This window comes from Streptomyces sp. YKOK-I1 (genome assembly GCF_054660435.1).
This window is the reverse complement of sequence record NZ_BAAGDR010000001.1, coordinates 7,872,782-7,889,123: the sequence shown is the minus strand read 5'-3', so window position 1 is coordinate 7,889,123 and position 16,342 is coordinate 7,872,782. Positions and strand designations below refer to the sequence as shown.

General features: G+C 72.3%; 17 protein-coding genes. 14 read left to right on the top strand and 3 right to left on the bottom strand.

Annotated features, from left to right (window positions below; genetic code table 11):
• Positions 1-51 precede the first annotated feature (51 nt).
• Positions 52-363: a hypothetical protein gene (locus ACYQ8Q_RS35100; RefSeq protein WP_460070667.1), complete on the bottom strand. Its 312-nt coding sequence runs from the start codon at positions 361-363 to the stop codon at positions 52-54.
• Positions 364-570: 207 nt separating this feature from the next.
• On the opposite strand from ACYQ8Q_RS35100, the gene ACYQ8Q_RS35095 reads away from it, so the two are divergent.
• Together ACYQ8Q_RS35095 and ACYQ8Q_RS35090 are read left to right on the top strand one after the other, a co-directional pair.
• Positions 571-1,203, top strand: coding sequence for a VOC family protein (locus ACYQ8Q_RS35095; RefSeq protein WP_460070666.1), 633 nt, complete (start codon positions 571-573; stop codon positions 1,201-1,203).
• 77 nt (positions 1,204-1,280) lie between these two features.
• Positions 1,281-1,679 (top strand): VOC family protein, encoded by a 399-nt coding sequence (locus ACYQ8Q_RS35090; RefSeq protein WP_460070665.1) that lies wholly within the window; start codon positions 1,281-1,283, stop codon positions 1,677-1,679.
• Here the strand turns inward: ACYQ8Q_RS35090 and ACYQ8Q_RS35085 are convergent.
• Together ACYQ8Q_RS35085 and ACYQ8Q_RS35080 are read right to left on the bottom strand one after the other, a co-directional pair.
• The gene (locus tag ACYQ8Q_RS35085; protein WP_460070664.1) at positions 1,665-2,342 is read right to left on the bottom strand and encodes a helix-turn-helix domain-containing protein; all 678 of its coding nucleotides are present in this window, start codon (positions 2,340-2,342) and stop codon (positions 1,665-1,667) included. The two genes, ACYQ8Q_RS35090 and ACYQ8Q_RS35085, sit on opposite strands and share 15 nt — an antisense overlap.
• 79 nt (positions 2,343-2,421) lie before the next feature.
• Positions 2,422-3,609: a YihY/virulence factor BrkB family protein gene (locus ACYQ8Q_RS35080; protein WP_460070663.1), complete on the bottom strand. Its 1,188-nt coding sequence runs from the start codon at positions 3,607-3,609 to the stop codon at positions 2,422-2,424.
• A gap of 123 nt (positions 3,610-3,732) precedes the next feature.
• Here ACYQ8Q_RS35080 and ACYQ8Q_RS35075 point away from each other — a divergent pair, with 123 nt between their 5' ends.
• From ACYQ8Q_RS35075 to ACYQ8Q_RS35020, 12 genes are all read left to right on the top strand, one after another.
• On the top strand, positions 3,733-5,367 hold the full coding sequence (locus ACYQ8Q_RS35075; RefSeq protein WP_460070662.1) for an acyl-CoA dehydrogenase family protein: 1,635 nt from the start codon (positions 3,733-3,735) through the stop codon (positions 5,365-5,367).
• Between the two features lie 310 nt (positions 5,368-5,677).
• On the top strand, positions 5,678-6,970 hold the full coding sequence (locus ACYQ8Q_RS35070) for a GAF domain-containing protein (protein ID WP_460070661.1): 1,293 nt from the start codon (positions 5,678-5,680) through the stop codon (positions 6,968-6,970).
• Between the two features lie 169 nt (positions 6,971-7,139).
• Entirely contained in the window at positions 7,140-8,465 is a 1,326-nt protein-coding gene (locus ACYQ8Q_RS35065) for a hypothetical protein (protein ID WP_460070660.1), read from the top strand.
• Positions 8,466-8,582: 117 nt separating this feature from the next.
• On the top strand, positions 8,583-9,155 hold the full coding sequence (locus ACYQ8Q_RS35060; protein WP_460070658.1) for a GNAT family N-acetyltransferase: 573 nt from the start codon (positions 8,583-8,585) through the stop codon (positions 9,153-9,155).
• 151 nt (positions 9,156-9,306) lie between these two features.
• The gene (locus ACYQ8Q_RS35055) at positions 9,307-9,390 is read left to right on the top strand and encodes a putative leader peptide (protein ID WP_309500612.1); all 84 of its coding nucleotides are present in this window, start codon (positions 9,307-9,309) and stop codon (positions 9,388-9,390) included.
• Positions 9,391-9,537: 147 nt separating this feature from the next.
• Entirely contained in the window at positions 9,538-11,235 is a 1,698-nt protein-coding gene (locus tag ACYQ8Q_RS35050) for a nitrite/sulfite reductase (RefSeq protein WP_460070657.1), read from the top strand.
• Positions 11,232-11,411 carry a hypothetical protein gene (locus ACYQ8Q_RS35045; RefSeq protein WP_055637400.1) on the top strand — a complete coding sequence of 60 codons (180 nt, stop codon included), beginning with the start codon at positions 11,232-11,234 and terminating at the stop codon, positions 11,409-11,411. Before ACYQ8Q_RS35050 ends, ACYQ8Q_RS35045 begins: the two co-directional genes overlap by 4 nt.
• Positions 11,408-12,118, top strand: coding sequence for a phosphoadenylyl-sulfate reductase (locus tag ACYQ8Q_RS35040; RefSeq protein ID WP_460070656.1), 711 nt, complete (start codon positions 11,408-11,410; stop codon positions 12,116-12,118). The genes ACYQ8Q_RS35045 and ACYQ8Q_RS35040 overlap by 4 nt, the downstream gene beginning before the upstream one ends.
• Before the next feature lie 44 nt (positions 12,119-12,162).
• Positions 12,163-12,699 (top strand): adenylyl-sulfate kinase, encoded by a 537-nt coding sequence (cysC, locus tag ACYQ8Q_RS35035; RefSeq protein WP_460070655.1) that lies wholly within the window; start codon positions 12,163-12,165, stop codon positions 12,697-12,699.
• The gene (gene cysD / locus ACYQ8Q_RS35030) at positions 12,696-13,631 is read left to right on the top strand and encodes a sulfate adenylyltransferase subunit CysD (protein ID WP_460070654.1); all 936 of its coding nucleotides are present in this window, start codon (positions 12,696-12,698) and stop codon (positions 13,629-13,631) included. Before cysC ends, cysD begins: the two co-directional genes overlap by 4 nt.
• 2 nt (positions 13,632-13,633) lie before the next feature.
• On the top strand, positions 13,634-14,968 hold the full coding sequence (locus ACYQ8Q_RS35025) for a sulfate adenylyltransferase subunit 1 (protein ID WP_460070653.1): 1,335 nt from the start codon (positions 13,634-13,636) through the stop codon (positions 14,966-14,968).
• A 235-nt stretch (positions 14,969-15,203) separates the two neighbouring features.
• Positions 15,204-16,331 (top strand): aliphatic sulfonate ABC transporter substrate-binding protein, encoded by a 1,128-nt coding sequence (locus ACYQ8Q_RS35020; protein WP_460070652.1) that lies wholly within the window; start codon positions 15,204-15,206, stop codon positions 16,329-16,331.
• Positions 16,332-16,342 lie beyond the last annotated feature (11 nt).

The following is a 16,342-nucleotide window of genomic DNA, read 5'->3' as shown; positions in this document are numbered from 1 at the left end:
AGCCTATGGCCGTGGGCGGCGGTGTCCCAGAGAGATCGTCGAGCGAAACTTTCAGCCGCCCGTGCCGACGTGGTTGTCGGGGGCGCCGTCGCCCTCCGGGGGCAGGTCGGCGCGCGGTACGCCGTCGCCGCTGACCCGGACGACCAGGCCCTTCTCCGGCAGGGCGTACTCGCTGTGTCCGTCGGTGGTGCGGTACCAGGCGTCACCGTCGCGGACGCAGGTGGTGGAGGGGCCGTCGGTGCCGGGGACCGGCTGGTCGGGGCAGTCGGCGGCGGTGAACGTGGCGCGGTCGACGGCGAGCCGGAAGGAGGCGCCGGCCTTCCGGGAGAACCAGGAGGCGGAGAAGCCGTCGTCGCCGTACACGCCGACGGACTGCCGGGCGAGGGTGTGGCCGTCGACGTCGGTGGTGCGGACGAGTTCGGGGGGCGATCCCCAACGCCTGGGCCCGGGCGGTCGGTTCGGCGGGGTCCGCGCAGGGGGCGCGGGGTGGGGGTCACGGCGCCGTCGTGCCGCACCGGCGTTCCACAGGCGCGGGCGTTGCCTGCGGCGGGGCGCGTAGGCTCGGCCGGGATGAACACCATTCCTGCACGTCTCGACCACATCGTCCTCGCGACCCCCGAACTGACGGCGACGGTCGCGGAGTTCACCCGGCGCACGGGAGTGGCGCCCGCGCCGGGCGGGGTGCATCCGGAGCACGGCACCCGCAACCATCTGGTGGGGCTGGGCGGTGGCGCGTATCTGGAGATCCTCGGCCCCGATCCGGAGCGGCCCGCACCGGCGGGTCCGCGCCCGTTCGGCGTGGACGGTCTCGACCGGGCGCGGGTCCTCACCTGGGCGATCGGCCCGGCGGACCTGGACGCGACGGTCGCGGCGGCCCGGGCCGGGGGCTACGACCCGGGTGACGTACGGGAGATGAGCCGGCGGCGGCCCGACGGCACGCTGCTGCGGTGGCGGCTGACCGACGGCGGCCGCCCGCACCCGTCCGGTCTGGTGCCGTTCCTCATCGACTGGGGTGCGGCGCCCCACCCGTCGGCGTCCGGGCTGCCGGTGACCCCGCTGCGGGAGCTGACCGCCACGGCCCCCGACCCCGAGGAGCTCCGTCCGCTGCTGGCGCTCCTCGGCACGGACCTGCGCCTCACGGAGGGCCCGGCGGCGTTCTCCTTCACGGTGGACAGCCCGAACGGGCCGGTGCGCTTCGGCTGACGGGGGCACCGGCCCGTTCGGGCCGGGCTGTCCGTTTCCTTCAAGACCGGCCACCCCGCCGCGCCTACGGTGGCCGTATGCGTACACGATTCGATGCCATCGGGCTGGTGGTCTCCGACATGGCCGCCGCCGTCGCCTTCTACCGCCGGCTGGGGTTCGCGTTCCCCGACGGCGCCGAGCGGGAGCCGCACACCGAGGCGGAGCTGCCGGGCGGGCTGCGGCTGCTGCTGGACACCGAGGAGACCGTGCGGTCCTTCCATCCGGGCTGGCGTGCGCCGTCCGGGGGCGGCCGGGCCTCGCTCGCGCTGCGCTGCGACGGGCCGGCCGAGGTCGACGCGGTGTACGAGGAGCTGGTGGGCGCCGGCCACCACGGCGAGCTGAAGCCCTGGGACGCGTTCTGGGGCCAGCGGTACGCCGTGGTGCACGACCCGGACGGCAACGGCGTCGATCTGTTCGCGCCGCTAGGGCCTCAGTAGGCCGCTCAGTGTGGTGCCGGTGAACTCCCGTACGTCACGGGCGAGATGGGCCTGGTCGGCGTATCCGGCGCGGGCCGCGGTGTCCGCGTACGGCACTCCGGCGCGGGCGAGGTCGAGGGCGCGCCGCAGCCGCAGGATCCGGGCGAGGGTCTTCGGGCCGTAGCCGAAGGCGGCGAGGGAGCGGCGGTGCAGCCGCCGGGCGCCCAGGCCGAGTGCGTCAGCGGTGGCGGCGACGGAGCTGCCCCCGGCGAGCGCGGTGACCAGTCGGCGCAGTTCGGGGTCGGGCGGCGCGGCCCGCTCCAGGGCCAGGTCCTCCAGGGCCGTGGCGGGGTCGGGGGCGGCGGCGACGCGGGCGGTCAGACGCCGTACGCGGGCCGCCGGCCACAGGTCGGCCAGGTCCACGCGGCGGTCGCGCAGCGCGTGGGCCGGTACGCCGAGCAGGGCGGGCGCGGTGCCGGGGTAGAAGCGGACGCCGGCCCAGGCCGTGGGCGGTCCGTCGGGGACATGGGCGCGGGTGTCGGGGCCGGCGACCAGCAGGCGGCCGTCGTTCCACAGCAGGTCCATGCAGCCGTCGGGCAGGACGGGGAGCGCGTGGGATCCGGGCACGGGTGCGTTCGTCCAGACCACCGCGCCGGCCAGCCGGGAGGGCCGTTCCTGGTACACGGGTGCCAGGCTACGCCGCCCCGGCCGGGGGTCACCCGAGGTCACGCGTCGTCGCGGGGCGTCACCGGGCCGCCCGTGCTCACTTCCCGTTCTCCCCCGGCCCCGGTTCCTCCCCGTGGGTCCCCGTCGTGCCGTTCTGCTTCGGGGAGGTCCTGGCGTGGGTGCGCAGCCGGGCGGTGACGTCGTCGGGGGGCAGGAAGCGGGACCAGCGTTCGGGGAACTCGGAGGGCATGTCGGGGTCGTCGGGGTCGTCGTCGTGGGTGCGGGCGGCGGCCATGCGGGCGACGTACTCGGCGGCCTCCTCCTCGCGGACGCGTTCGTTGGCGGCGCGGGCGGCGGCGGTCGCGGCGGCGGGCCAGACCCGGTCGATGGCGGCGTTGACGGCGGCGCCGACCAGTACGGCGAAGGCGGACACGCCGATCCACAGCATGACGGCGACCGCGGCGGCGAGGGAGCCGTAGATGGAGGCGCCCTCGATGGTGTGGGTGAGGTAGATGCGCAGCAGGAAGCTGCCGAGGACCCACATGGCGAGGGCGACGAGCGCGCCGGGGACGTCCTCGATCCACGGGGAGCGCACGGGCACGGACACGTGGTAGAGGGTGGTCAGGAAGGCCACGGACAGGACGATCACCACGGGCCAGTACAGGATCTGGACGAGGGTGGTCGACCAGGGCACGATCCGCACGACGGCGTCGGGTCCGGCCACCATGAGGGGCAGGGCGACGGAGCCGATCAGCAGGGCGGCGAGGAACAGCAGGAACGCCACCAGCCGGGTCTTGACGATGCCGCGGACGCCGTCGAGGCCGTACATGACGGTGATGGTGTCGATGAAGACGTTGACGGCGCGGGAGCCGGACCACAGGGCGAACAGGAAGCCTATGGAGATGACGTCGGGGCGGCCGCCCTTCATGACGTCGTCGAGGATGGGCTGGGCGATCTGTGCGACGCCCTTGTCGGACAGGACCGTGCGGGAGGCTTCGAGGAGGTTGCTCTCCAGGCTGCTGATGGAGTCGGTGCCGGTCCAGTCGTCGACGTAGCCGAGCAGGCCGATGAGGCTGAGCAGCAGGGGCGGCACGGACAGCAGGGTGAAGAACGCGGCTTCGGCGGCGAGGCCGAGGATGCGGTACTCGATGCAGGAGTTGACGGTGTCCTTCAACAGCAGCCAGGCGGTCCGGCGCTTGGAGACGTTCCGGTAGAGGGCACGCGCCCGGTGGAGGCGTCCCGTGGGGCCTCCGGGTTGCTCGGGTGACTGACTTGCTGGCTGCACGCCCTAAAGGTATCCGCCGTTCGGGTCTGCACTCACCTCCGGCAAGGCCACATCGCCTGGTCGGGGCGCGGCGCGCGGGTCTCGGGTCGGCGTCGGGGGCGTACCCGGGGGTAGGTTCGCGGTATGGCAGGCAGCACGCACACGGTGACCAACCAGCCCCCCGAACTGAGCGGGTACGACGTCTACGGCGCCGACCGGGCCCTGGTGTCGGCCGTGGAGCGGCATCTGGATCCCGCGCTGGTGGAGGAGGCGCACGGCGAGCTGTCCGGGCTGGGGCGGGCCGCCGGGTCGGAGCAGCTGCGGGAGTGGGCGGTGCAGGCGGACACGCATCCGCCGAGGCTGCGCACGCACGACCGGTTCGGGCACCGGGTGGACGAGGTGGACTTCCATCCGTCGTGGCACCGGCTGCTGGGCAAGGGGGTGGGCGCCGGGTTGACGGCGGCGTGGACGCGGCCGGGCGGGCAGGTGCGGCGGGCGGCGGCGTTCGTGGTGTGGACGCAGGTGGACGCGGGCACCTGCTGTCCGCTGTCGATGACGCACGCGGCGGTGCCGGCGCTGCGGACGGATCCGGAGCTGGCCGCGGAGTGGGAGCCCCGGCTGACGTCCCAGGTCTACGACCGCGGTCTGCGGCCCGCGCGGCTGAAGGCGGGGGCGCTGTTCGGGATGGGGATGACGGAGAAGCAGGGGGGCAGCGACGTCCGGGCGAACACGACGCGGGCGGTGCCGCTGGCGGAGGCGGGGACGTATGCGCTGACGGGGCACAAGTGGTTCTGTTCGGCGCCGATGTCGGACGGTTTCCTGGTGCTGGCGCAGGCTCCGGAGGGTCTGACGTGCTTCCTGGTGCCGCGGGTGCTTCAGGACGGGGACCGCAACGTGTTCCGGCTGCAGCGGCTGAAGGACAAGCTGGGCAACCGGTCGAACGCGTCGGCGGAGGTGGAGTTCGACGGGACGTGGGCGCGCCGGGTCGGGGAGGAGGGGCGGGGGGTGCGCACGATCATCGACATGGTGGCGGCGACCCGGGTGGACTGTGTGCTGGGGTCGGCGGGGCTGATGCGGCAGGCGGTGGCGCAGGCGGTCCATCACTGCACCTACCGCGAGGCGTTCGGAGGGCGGCTGCTCGACAAGCCGCTGATGCGCAACGTGCTGGCGGATCTGGCGGTGGAGTCGGAGGCGGCGACGACGCTGGGGCTGCGGCTGGCGGCGGCCTGTGACGACGGGGGCGAGCAGGAGCGGGCGTTCCTGCGGATCGCGGTGCCGGCGGCGAAGTACTGGGTGACCAAGCGCTGTGCGCCGCTGGTGGTGGAGGCGGCGGAGTGCCTCGGCGGCAACGGGTACGTGGAGGAGTCGGGGATGCCGCGGCTGGTGCGCGAGTCGCCGCTGAACTCGGTGTGGGAGGGCGCGGGCAATGTGCAGGCGCTCGATGTGCTGCGGGCGTTGCAGCGGGAGCCGGGGGCGCTGGACGCGTATCTGCGGGAGGTGGGGCGGGCGCGCGGGGCGGATCACCGGCTGGACGGGGCGATCAGGGGGCTGCTGACGGAGTTGGCCGATCTGCACGGGGTCCAGGCGCGGGCGCGGCGGCTGGCGGAGCGGTTCGCACTGGTGCTCCAGGGGGCGCTGCTGGTGCGGTTCGCGCCGCCGGAGGTGGCCGACGCGTTCTGTGCGTCGCGGCTCGGCGGGGACGGGGGTGCGGCGTTCGGCACGCTGCCGCACAGCCTTGCGCTGGGGGCCTTGGTGGAGCGGGCCGCACCCGGGGTCTGAGCTGGGCGGACAGGTGCGGGGGTGGTGCTGCGCCGACACGGCACCACCCCCGCGGCTTTGGCCCTGCGAGGCCAGAATCGCCGCTCGGGACGGCGTGGCTCAAGTTTCGGACACGCTGTGGATGTTCACCAGGGTTGCAAGGGGTTGCAACTTGTGGGCGGTTGTGACCGGAGTGCACCCCTCCGGGCGGGGCGGGCGGCAAGATGGGGGCCTTCGGCACGACTGGAAACAGTCGGTCGGAGACCATCGGCCGGAAACGACCGGTCGGAAACTGTCGGTTGCATCACTCCGTGTCCCCCGGGAGGCTCCTGTGGCCCACTCGCCGATGAACGTGTCCCGGCTGGCGGCCGTCGACGCCGCGCGGGCGGCGCGGGTGCTCAACGAGATGCGGGACGCGCGGCTGGCCGGCCGGCGGGCGCGGGTGGCGCCGCGTCCGGTGATCGAGCAGTCCTGGGAGCGGGTGCTGCGCGGCGGGGTGGATCCGGAGCACGGTTTCCCGCCGGGGACGCTGGGCGCGGACGAAGTGCGGCGGCTGCGGGAGGAGTCGCCGCTGCGGGAGGTGCTTCCGGTGCTGCGCGAGGGGCTGTTGTCGGTGGCGGACGTGGCGCAGCACATCATGGTGGTCGCCGACGGGGCGGGCCGGGTGCTGTGGCGGGAGGGCTGTCCGCCGGTGCTGCGCCGGGCGGACGGGCTGGGGCTGGAGCCGGGCGCGGACTGGGGCGAGGGCGTGGTCGGCACCAACGGGGTGGGCACGCCGGCGGTGGTGCGGCGGCCGGTGCAGGTGTTCGCCGGTGAGCATTTCGTACGGTCGCACGGGAGCTGGACGTGTGCGGGGGCGCCGATCTGCGATCCGCGCGACGGGCGGCTGCTCGGGGTGGTCGATGTCAGCGGGCCGCTGGAGACGATGCATCCGGCGACGCTGGCGTGGGTGGAGTCGGTGGCCAAGCTCGCCGAGGCGCGGCTGCGGGAGGTGCACGTGGGGTCGCTGGAGCGGCTGCGGGCGGTGGCGGCGCCGGTGCTGGCCCGGTTGGGCGGCCGGGCGGTGGTGGTGGACGGGGACGGCTGGACGGCGGCGGTGAGCGGGATGCCGTACGCCGCCCGGATCGCGCTGCCGAAGTCGCCCTCGGCGGGGCGGCGGTGGCTGCCGGCGCTCGGGCTGTGCACGCTGGAGCCGCTGGCCGGGGGCTGGTTGGTGCGCCCGGTGGACGAGGCGGGCGGGCGGGCGCCGGGGGACGCGACCCGGATCGTGCTGGATGTGAGCCGGGCGCGGCGCTGGTCGGTGACGGTGTCGGGCGGGGCGGGCACCTGGTCGCACGAACTCAGTCCGCGGCACGCGGAGTTGCTGTATGTGCTGGCGGCGCACCGGGGCGGGCGCAGTGCGTCGGGGCTGGCGGAGGACATGTTCGGCGATCCGGCGCGCACGGTGACGGTGCGGGCCGAGATGTCGCGGGTACGGCGGTATCTGGGGGGTTTCCTGGAACACCGGCCGTATCGTTTCTGCGAGGAGGCGGAGGTCGAGGTGCTCCTTCCGGCCGACCGGGCGGGGCTGTTGCCGCACTCGACGGCGCCCGCGGTCCTGCGGGACCGGGCCGGCACGCCGTGATGGCTCACTGTAGCGAGAATGCTGCACTCGGTGGCATCTTCCGCATATTTGCGAGGTCTTCGTCCGGGACGGCCCCCCTCTGCCGTAGCATCCCTCTACGGGTCACCCCACCTGCTCCTCGGTCAACGTACGGATCATCAGGCGCAGTTGGCCCGCCTCGGGAGGACGAATGAGACATCGCGGCCGACATCGCCGGCGCAGGCGGGGCAGGGCGGTACGGGCGTTCCTGGCCGGGACGGCTCTCGCCCTCACCGCCGCAGCCACCATGATCAGCGCCTCCCAGGCCACGGTCACCGACGAGGGCCCCGGGGCCCTGAAGCCGCTGGCCGCCGCGGGGACGGGGCGGCCGGGCCTGACGCAGGACATGGTGCCGCAGGCCGATCTGAACCGGCTGGCGGGCGCGATGGGTGAGCCGGTCGGGGTGGGCGCCGTGCTCGCCCACGCCGACGGCGCGCTGCGCGACGCGGACGACTGTTCCACGGCCGAACGCGCGGACCTTCCGGTCTCCCCCGCGGCCACCCGGGCGTACTGCTGGAACAGCGGCGACACCGAGGGCTGGGAGCCGGGCGCGGTCACCACGTCGGGCGACGCGGACGACGACGGCGTCTGGGGCAGCAACCGGGTGGTGCTCTCCGCCTGGTCGGACACCGGCGGCACCCCGGCCGACCAGGGCCTGGCCCGGGTCGCGTTCGTCGACGCCAACGACCTCGGCCGCCTCTCGTACACCTGGGTGCTGCTGGCCGTGCCGGTGGACGGCGGCCGGGACTACCGGGGGCTGGTCTCCCATGTCTCCGGGATGGTCTGGTACCAGGACAAGCTGCTGGTCACCGCCGACGACGGGGACACGGCCGCGCTGTACGTGTACGACATGAACCGCGTCCAGCGCGCCGACGTCCTCGGCGAGGCCGTCGGCCGCATCGACGGCGGCTGGTCGGCGCACGGCTACCGGTTCGTCCTGCCGGCCGTGGGCTCCTACCGGCTCGACGGCGCGGACGCCCCACGGCCCACGACGATCTCCCTCGACCGCAGCACCGCCCCGGACACGCTGGTCGCCGGCGAGTGGACCCTCGACGGCGGTGACCGGGTCGCCCGGCTGTGGCGCTATCCGTTCAGCACGGCCGCCGGACGCACGGGCCTGCTCGCCGACGGCGCCGACGGACGCGCCCGGGTGTCGGAGGCGTACCAGACGAAGCTCACCGGAGTGCGGGGCGTGCTGTCGTACGGCGGCGCCTGGTACGTGAGCCGGGCGGCCGGGGCCGGGGACCGGCACGGTGTGCTGTGGCGGCAGACCACCGCCGAGGAGGACGGGGCGCGGGCCGCGGAGTGCGGCGCCCACGGGTCGCACCACTGCTGGAGCACCCGCACGGAGTCCCTCTCCTACTGGGCGGAGACCGGCGAGGTCTGGACCCAGTCCGGCCGCGTGCTGTTCGCCACACCCCTGTCCACGCTCGCGAGCACGGCCGTGGACCATCCTGCGGGCATGCCGGCCCAGTAGGAGGCGGGAGCGGTCGGCCCAGGCCCGGCCGGGGCGGACCGCCGCGGGCCGGTGGTCGGGCGGTCGGCCCGTGGACCGCGATCGACAGACCCTCGGCCGCGATGATTCCCTGGCCGCATGACCAACATCCCCGTGACCACCTGGTCCCTGGAGCAGACCGCGCCGACCGATCTCCTCCCGGCAGCCGCGCCGGAGGGTGACGTCCGGATCGTCCGCGCCGAGGTGCCCTCACCCGAGTTCAGCCGGTTCCTCTACGCCTCCGTCGGCGGCGACATCCGCTGGATCGACCGGCTGGGCTGGCCGTACGCGCGCTGGGCCGAGCATCTGGCGCGCCCGGGGGTCGAGACCTGGGTCGCCCACGACCACGGCACGCCCGCCGGGTACGTGGAGCTGGAGCCGCAGGACGACGGGGTCGTGGAGATCGTGTACTTCGGGCTGCTCCCCGCCTTCCGGGGGCGGCGGATCGGCGGGCACCTGCTGTCGTACGGGGCCGCCCGCGCCTGGGACCTCGGGGACCGCTGGCCGGGCCTGCCGCAGACCAAGCGGGTGTGGCTGCACACCTGCAGCCTGGACGGCGAGCATGCCATGGCGAACTACCAGCGGCGGGGTTTCCAGCTGTTCGACACCAAGGTGGAGGAGCAGCCCGAAGTGTCCGCGCCGGGCCCCTGGCCTGGTGCGCAGGCCGGCTGACCGGGCCGTGCATACCGGTTCTGACCTGCGGGGACAAGGGGCCGTGCGCGCCATGTGATCGAGGACACCCGCGTCTCACATCTCGGGACAAGGGTGTCCACATGGCGGATAAAGCTGGACTGTGTCCAGATCGCCGTGCCACGCTTCCGTCATGTCTGGAACTGGAATTGCCTTGGTGAGTCGGCGGCACGTCGACCTCGGCCGCATGTCCAGCGCCATCTGTCCGGCGGGCTGACAGCACAGCGCCGCCGCGTCTCCTGAGCCAGCCTTCCCTCCGCTTTCCCCTGCCTTTCCCTCGCGCAACGACGCGCACATATCCCCCCATGCGCCCGTACGCGCAGGTCAGAGCCGCTTTCCGCCTGTCCCGAAGGACGTATTCACGATGGCCGCCACCCCACAGAACCCTGCCGCCTCCGCGCCCCGCCGCAAGGTGAGCCGTCACCGCGGCGAGGGGCAGTGGGCCATGGGGCACCACACCCCGCTCAACGGCAACGAGCAGTTCAAGAAGGACGACGACGGTCTCAATGTGCGGACACGCATTGAGACGATCTACTCCAAGCGCGGCTTCGACTCGATCGACCCCAACGACCTGCGCGGCCGGATGCGCTGGTGGGGGCTGTACACCCAGCGCAAGCCCGGGATCGACGGCGGCAAGACCGCGATCCTGGAGCCGGAGGAGCTGGACGACAAGTACTTCATGCTGCGGGTGCGCATCGACGGCGGCCGGCTGACCACGCAGCAGCTGCGGGTGATCGGGGAGATCTCCCAGGAGTTCGCGCGCGGTACGGCGGACATCACCGACCGGCAGAACGTCCAGTACCACTGGATCCGCATCGAGGACGTGCCCGAGATCTGGCAGCGGCTGGAGGCGGTCGGTCTGTCGACCACCGAGGCCTGCGGCGACACCCCCCGTGTGGTCATCGGCTCGCCGGTGGCCGGCATCGCCGAGGACGAGATCCTCGACGGCTCCCCCGCCATCGAGGAGATCCAGCGCCGGATCATCGGCAACAAGGCGTTCTCGAACCTGCCCCGCAAGTTCAAGTCCGCGATCTCCGGCTCGCCGCTCCTCGATGTGGCGCACGAGATCAACGACATCGCGTTCGTCGGCGTCGACCACCCCGAGCACGGCCCCGGCTTCGACCTGTGGGTCGGCGGCGGTCTGTCCACCAACCCGAAGATCGGCGTCCGGCTCGGCGCCTGGGTCCCGCTGGACGAGGTCGCGGACGTCTACGAGGGCGTCATCTCGATCTTCCGCGACTACGGCTACCGGCGCCTGCGCACCCGCGCCCGGCTGAAGTTCCTGGTCGCCGACTGGGGCGCGGAGAAGTTCCGCCAGGTCCTGGAGGACGACTACCTCAAGCGCAAGCTGGTCGACGGCCCGGCCCCGGCCCAGCCCGTCGAGCGCTGGCGCGACCACGTCGGCGTGCACCGCCAGAAGGACGGCCGCTTCTACGTCGGCTTCGCGCCGCGCGTCGGCCGCGTCGACGGCTCCACGCTGTCGAAGATCGCCGACCTCGCCGAGGCGCACGGCTCCGGCCGGGTCCGTACCACGGTCGAGCAGAAGATGATCGTCCTCGATGTCGAGGAGGCGCAGGTCGAGTCGCTGGTCGAGGCGCTCGAGGCGCTGGACCTGACCGCGAAGCCGTCCCCGTTCCGGCGCGGCACCATGGCCTGCACCGGCATCGAGTACTGCAAGCTCGCCATCGTCGAGACCAAGCAGCGCGGCAGCACGCTCATCGACGAGCTGGAGCGCCGCCTCCCGGAGTTCGACGAGCCGCTGACCATCAACCTCAACGGCTGCCCGAACGCCTGCGCCCGTATCCAGGTCGCGGACATCGGTCTCAAGGGTCAGCTGGTCCTGAACGACGCAGGCGAACAGGTCGAGGGCTACCAGGTGCACCTGGGCGGCGCCCTGGGCCTTGAGGCCGGCTTCGGCCGCAAGGTCCGCGGTCTGAAGGTGACCTCGGAGGAACTGCCCGACTACGTCGAGCGGGTGCTCAAGCGTTTCCAGGCGGAGCGCGAGGACGGCGAGCGGTTCGCCGTCTGGGCCGCTCGCGCCGGTGAGGAGGCCCTCTCATGAGCGAGCGGGCCGCCCCCTTCCACTGCCCCTACTGCGGCGACGAGGACCTGCGACCGAACGAACAGGGCCACGGCGCGTGGGAATGCGCGGCATGCAACCGCGCATTCCAGCTGAAGTTCCTCGGGCTGCTGGCCCGGGGCGTTCAGCGCACCGACACGGGAGGGGACCGGATATGACGACGGTTCAGGAAGGCCGTACGACCGAGGAGTTGAAGGCGCTCGCCGAGCAGGCGGGCCGTGAGCTGGAGGACGCCTCCGCGCTGGAGATCCTCCAGTGGGCGGTGGACACCTTCGGCAAGGGCTTCTGTGTGACCTCCTCCATGGAGGACGCGGTGGTCGCCCATCTGGCGTCCCGGGTCCTCAAGGGCGTGGACGTGGTGTTCCTCGACACCGGCTACCACTTCCCGGAGACCATCGGCACCCGCGACGCGGTCGAGGCCGTGATGGACGTCAACGTCATCACGCTCACCCCGCGCCAGACGGTCGCCGAGCAGGACGCCGAGTACGGGCCGAAGTTGCACGACCGCGACCCCGACCTGTGCTGCAAGCTGCGCAAGGTGCGGCCGTTGGAGGAGGGGCTCGCGGGATATCAGGCCTGGGCCACCGGCCTGCGGCGCGACGAGTCCCCGACCCGGGCGAACACCCCGGTCGTCGGCTGGGACGAGAAGCGGCAGAAGGTCAAGATCTCGCCAATCGCCCGCTGGACGCAGGACGACGTCGATGCGTACATCACCGAGCACGGCGTACTGTCCAACCCCCTGCTGATGGACGGCTACGCCTCCGTCGGCTGCGCCCCCTGCACCCGCCGGGTCCTCGAGGGCGAGGACGCACGCTCCGGCCGCTGGGCGGGACGCGCCAAGACCGAGTGCGGACTGCACGGCTGACCCCCATGACCGAGCCCACTGTGCCTACGACATTGGAGAACCACGTGACGACCGGAGCCACCGTCTGGCTCACGGGTCTGCCGAGTGCCGGCAAGACCACCATCGCGTACGAGCTGGCCGGCCGGCTGCGCGAGGAGGGCCACCGCGTCGAGGTGCTCGACGGCGACGAGATCCGCGAGTTCATCTCCGCGGGCCTCGGCTTCAGCCGCGAGGACCGGCACACCAACGTGCAGCGCATCGGCTTCCTCGCCGAACTGCTCGCCCGCAACGGCGTGAAGGCGCTCGTGCCGGTGATCGCGCCGTACGCGGACAGCCGGGAGGCGGTCCGGGGGCGTCACCAGAAGGGTGGGGCAGCGTACCTGGAGGTGCATGTGGCGACTCCGGTCGAGGTGTGCTCCGTACGCGATGTGAAGGGCCTGTACGCCAAGCAGGCGGCGGGCGAGCTGAGCGGGCTGACCGGTGTCGACGACCCGTACGAGTCGCCCGAGTCGCCCGATCTGCGGATCGAGTCCCAGAACCAGACCGTGCAGGAGTCCGCGGCGTCGGTGTACGCGCTGCTCAGCGAGAGGGGTTTGGTGTGACGACCGTCGCCACGGCCGAGGAGGGCACGGCCAGTCCGTACGCCCTCAGCCACCTGGACGCGCTGGAGTCCGAGGCGGTGCACATCTTCCGCGAGGTCGCGGGCGAGTTCGAGAACCCGGTGATCCTGTTCTCCGGCGGCAAGGACTCCATCCTCATGCTGCACCTCGCGCTGAAGGCGTTCGCCCCGGCCGCGATCCCCTTCTCCCTCCTCCACGTCGACACCGGGCACAACTTCCCCGAGGTCCTCGAGTACCGCGACCGCGTCGTCGCCCGGCACGGACTGCGGCTGCACGTCGCCTCCGTACAGGACTACATCGACCGCGGGGTGCTGCGCGAGCGGCCCGACGGCACCCGCAACCCGCTCCAGACCCTCCCGCTCACCGAGAGGATCCAGGCGGAGAAGTTCGACGCCGTCTTCGGCGGCGGCCGCCGCGACGAGGAGAAGGCCCGCGCCAAGGAACGGGTGTTCTCGCTGCGCGACGAGTTCTCGCAGTGGGACCCGCGCCGCCAGCGGCCCGAGCTGTGGAACCTGTACAACGGCCGCCACGCCCCCGGCGAACACGTCCGTGTCTTCCCCCTGTCCAACTGGACCGAGCTGGACGTCTGGCAGTACATCGCCCGCGAGGACATCGAACTGCCCGACATCTACTTCGCGCACGAGCGGGAGGTGTTCCAGCGGTCCGGGATGTGGCTCACCGCCGGTGAGTGGGGCGGGCCCAAGGACGGCGAGACCGTCGAGAAGCGCCTCGTGCGCTACCGGACCGTCGGTGACATGTCCTGCACCGGTGCCGTCGACTCCGACGCGGTGACCCTGGACCAGGTCATCACCGAGATCGCCGCCTCCCGGCTCACCGAGCGCGGCGCCACCCGCGCCGACGACAAGATGTCCGAGGCCGCGATGGAAGACCGCAAGCGCGAGGGGTACTTCTAGCCATGAGCACGATCACCGCCGAGGAGCTCTCGGCCACCACCCTGCTGCGGTTCGCCACCGCCGGCTCCGTCGACGACGGCAAGTCCACCCTCGTCGGCCGGCTGCTGCACGACTCCAAGTCGGTCCTCACCGACCAGCTGGAGGCCGTGGAGCGCGCCTCGGCCGGCCGCGGCCAGGAGGGCCCGGACCTCGCCCTCCTCACCGACGGGCTGCGCGCCGAGCGCGAGCAGGGCATCACCATCGACGTGGCGTACCGCTACTTCGCCACGACGAAGCGCCGGTTCATCCTCGCCGACACGCCCGGCCATGTGCAGTACACCCGCAACATGGTGACGGGTGCCTCCACGGCCGAGCTGACGGTGATCCTGGTCGACGCCCGCAACGGCGTCGTCGAGCAGACCCGCCGGCACGCGGCGATCGCGGCCCTGCTGCGCGTCCCGCACGTCGTCCTCGCCGTCAACAAGATGGACCTGGTCGACTACAAGGAGTCCGTGTTCGCCGCGATCGCCGAGGAGTTCACGGCGTACGCGACCGAGCTGGGCGTCCCGGAGGTCACCGCGATCCCGATCTCCGCACTCGCTGGCGACAACGTGGTGGAGCCCTCCGCCACCATGGACTGGTACGGCGGCCCGACGGTCCTGGAGCACCTGGAGACCGTCCCCGTCAGCCACGACCTGGCGCACTGCCACGCCCGGCTGCCCGTGCAGTACGTGATCCGGCCGCAGACCGCCGAGCACCCCGACTACCGGGGCTACGCGGGCCAGATCGCCGCCGGCACCTTCCGGGTGGGCGACCCGGTCACGGTCCTGCCGTCCGGCCGCACCTCCACGATCTCCGGGATCGACCTGCTGGGCGCGCCGGTGGACGTGGCGTGGACGACGCAGTCGGTGACCGTGCTGCTCGCCGACGACATCGACGTCTCGCGCGGCGATCTGATCGTGCCCAGCAAGGACGCGCCCCCGACCACGCAGGACGTGGAGGCGACCGTCTGCCATGTGGCCGACCAGCCGCTGACCGTCGGCCACCGGGTGCTGATCAAGCACGGCACCCGCACGGTCAAGGCGATCGTCAAGGACATCCCGTCCCGGCTCACCCTCGACGACCTGTCCCTGCACCCGCACCCGGGACAGCTCGCCGCCAACGACATCGGCCGGGTGAAGATCCGCACCGCGGAGCCCCTGCCGGTGGACTCCTACGCGGATTCGCGCCGGACAGGATCGTTCATCCTGATCGACCCGGCGGACGGCACCACGCTGACCGCCGGCATGGTCGGCGAGTCGTTCGCCTCCCCCGAGCCCGTCAAGGACGAGTCCGACGACGACGGCTGGGACTTCTGAGCATGAACTCCACGGATTTCTACGGGTCGTTCGCGAAGGAGGGCGGCCGGGTCGGCAGCGGCGCCCTCGGCAGCGGACAGGGCGGAGTGGCGCGATGTGTGCGCTGACGTACGCGCACTGCCTGCGCGCCCCGTCCCCCCACCCGACGTCCCGGAAGCGACGAAGACCCTTTGCCGATTACCCGGCCACGACCTGAAAGACCGTGACCGCCGGGCCAACGAGAGGAACCCCTCCCGTGCCTGCCAGCCGTTCAGCCCGCTCGACGACCCTTCGCCGCGGCCTCGCCGCCGTAGCCGCACTCCCCCTCCTCGCCCTCGCCGCCTGCGGCTACGGGTCCGAGGCCAAGGACACCAACAAGAACGAGAAGGTCGCCGCCGGGGCGGAGAAGATCGACGGGCTCGACACCGTCAAGATCGGTTACTTCGGCAACCTGACCCACGCGACCGCGCTCGTCGGCCGTGAGCAGGGCATCTTCCAGAAGGCGCTCGGCGCCACGAAGGCCTCCTACGCCACCTTCAACGCCGGCCCCTCGGAGATCGAGGCGCTGAACGCCGGGTCCATCGACATCGGCTGGATCGGCCCCTCCCCCGCGATCAACGGCTACGCCAAGTCCGACGGCAAGTCCCTGCGGATCATCGGCGGTTCGGCCTCCGGCGGCGTGAAGCTCGTCGTCAACCCGGACAAGGTCAAGTCCCTCAAGGACGTCAAGGGCAAGAAGATCGCCACGCCTCAGCTCGGCAACACGCAGGACGTGGCGTTCCTCAACTGGATCGCGGACCAGGGCTGGAAGGTCGACGCGCAGAGCGGCAAGGGCGACGTCACCGTCGTGCGCAGCGACAACAAGGTGACCCCGGACGCCTTCAAGGCGGGCTCGATCGACGGAGCGTGGGTGCCCGAGCCCACCGCGTCGAAGCTGGTCGCCGAGGGCGGCAAGGTGCTCCTCGACGAGTCGACGCTGTGGCCCGAGAAGAAGTTCGTGATCACGAACATCATCGTGTCGCAGAAGTTCCTCACCGAGCACCCGAAGGTCGTCGAGGCCGTGCTGAAGGGCTCGGTCGAGACCAACAAGTGGATCAACGCCAACCCGGACGAGGCGAAGGCGGCGGCGAACAAGCAGCTGGAGGCGGACTCCGGCAAGGCGCTGCCGACGGACGTCCTGGACCCGGCGTGGAAGTCGATCCAGTTCATCAACGACCCGCTGGCCTCCACCCTCAACACCGAGGCGGAGCACGCCGTCAAGGCGGGTCTGCTGGAGAAGCCCGACCTCAAGGGCATCTACGACCTGTCGATCCTGAACAAGGTCCTCAAGGCCGAGGGTGAGACCGCGGTCGACGACGCCGGTCTCGGCGTGAGCGGCAGCTGACCGAAGTCCCG

Excerpts from the sequence above, each read along its gene's own strand:
- ACYQ8Q_RS35065 (WP_460070660.1), top strand. The coding sequence starts at position 7,140 with ATGAGACATCGCGGCCGACATCGCCGGCGCAGGCGGGGCAGGGCGGTA.
- ACYQ8Q_RS35075 (WP_460070662.1), top strand. The coding sequence starts at position 3,733 with ATGGCAGGCAGCACGCACACGGTGACCAACCAGCCCCCCGAACTGAGC.
- ACYQ8Q_RS35055 (WP_309500612.1), top strand. The coding sequence starts at position 9,307 with ATGTCTGGAACTGGAATTGCCTTGGTGAGTCGGCGGCACGTCGACCTC.
- ACYQ8Q_RS35025 (WP_460070653.1), top strand. The coding sequence starts at position 13,634 with ATGAGCACGATCACCGCCGAGGAGCTCTCGGCCACCACCCTGCTGCGG.
- ACYQ8Q_RS35040 (WP_460070656.1), top strand. The coding sequence starts at position 11,408 with ATGACGACGGTTCAGGAAGGCCGTACGACCGAGGAGTTGAAGGCGCTC.
- ACYQ8Q_RS35050 (WP_460070657.1), top strand. The coding sequence starts at position 9,538 with ATGGCCGCCACCCCACAGAACCCTGCCGCCTCCGCGCCCCGCCGCAAG.
- ACYQ8Q_RS35095 (WP_460070666.1), top strand. The coding sequence starts at position 571 with ATGAACACCATTCCTGCACGTCTCGACCACATCGTCCTCGCGACCCCC.
- ACYQ8Q_RS35045 (WP_055637400.1), top strand. The coding sequence starts at position 11,232 with ATGAGCGAGCGGGCCGCCCCCTTCCACTGCCCCTACTGCGGCGACGAG.
- ACYQ8Q_RS35060 (WP_460070658.1), top strand. The coding sequence starts at position 8,583 with ATGACCAACATCCCCGTGACCACCTGGTCCCTGGAGCAGACCGCGCCG.
- ACYQ8Q_RS35090 (WP_460070665.1), top strand. The coding sequence starts at position 1,281 with ATGCGTACACGATTCGATGCCATCGGGCTGGTGGTCTCCGACATGGCC.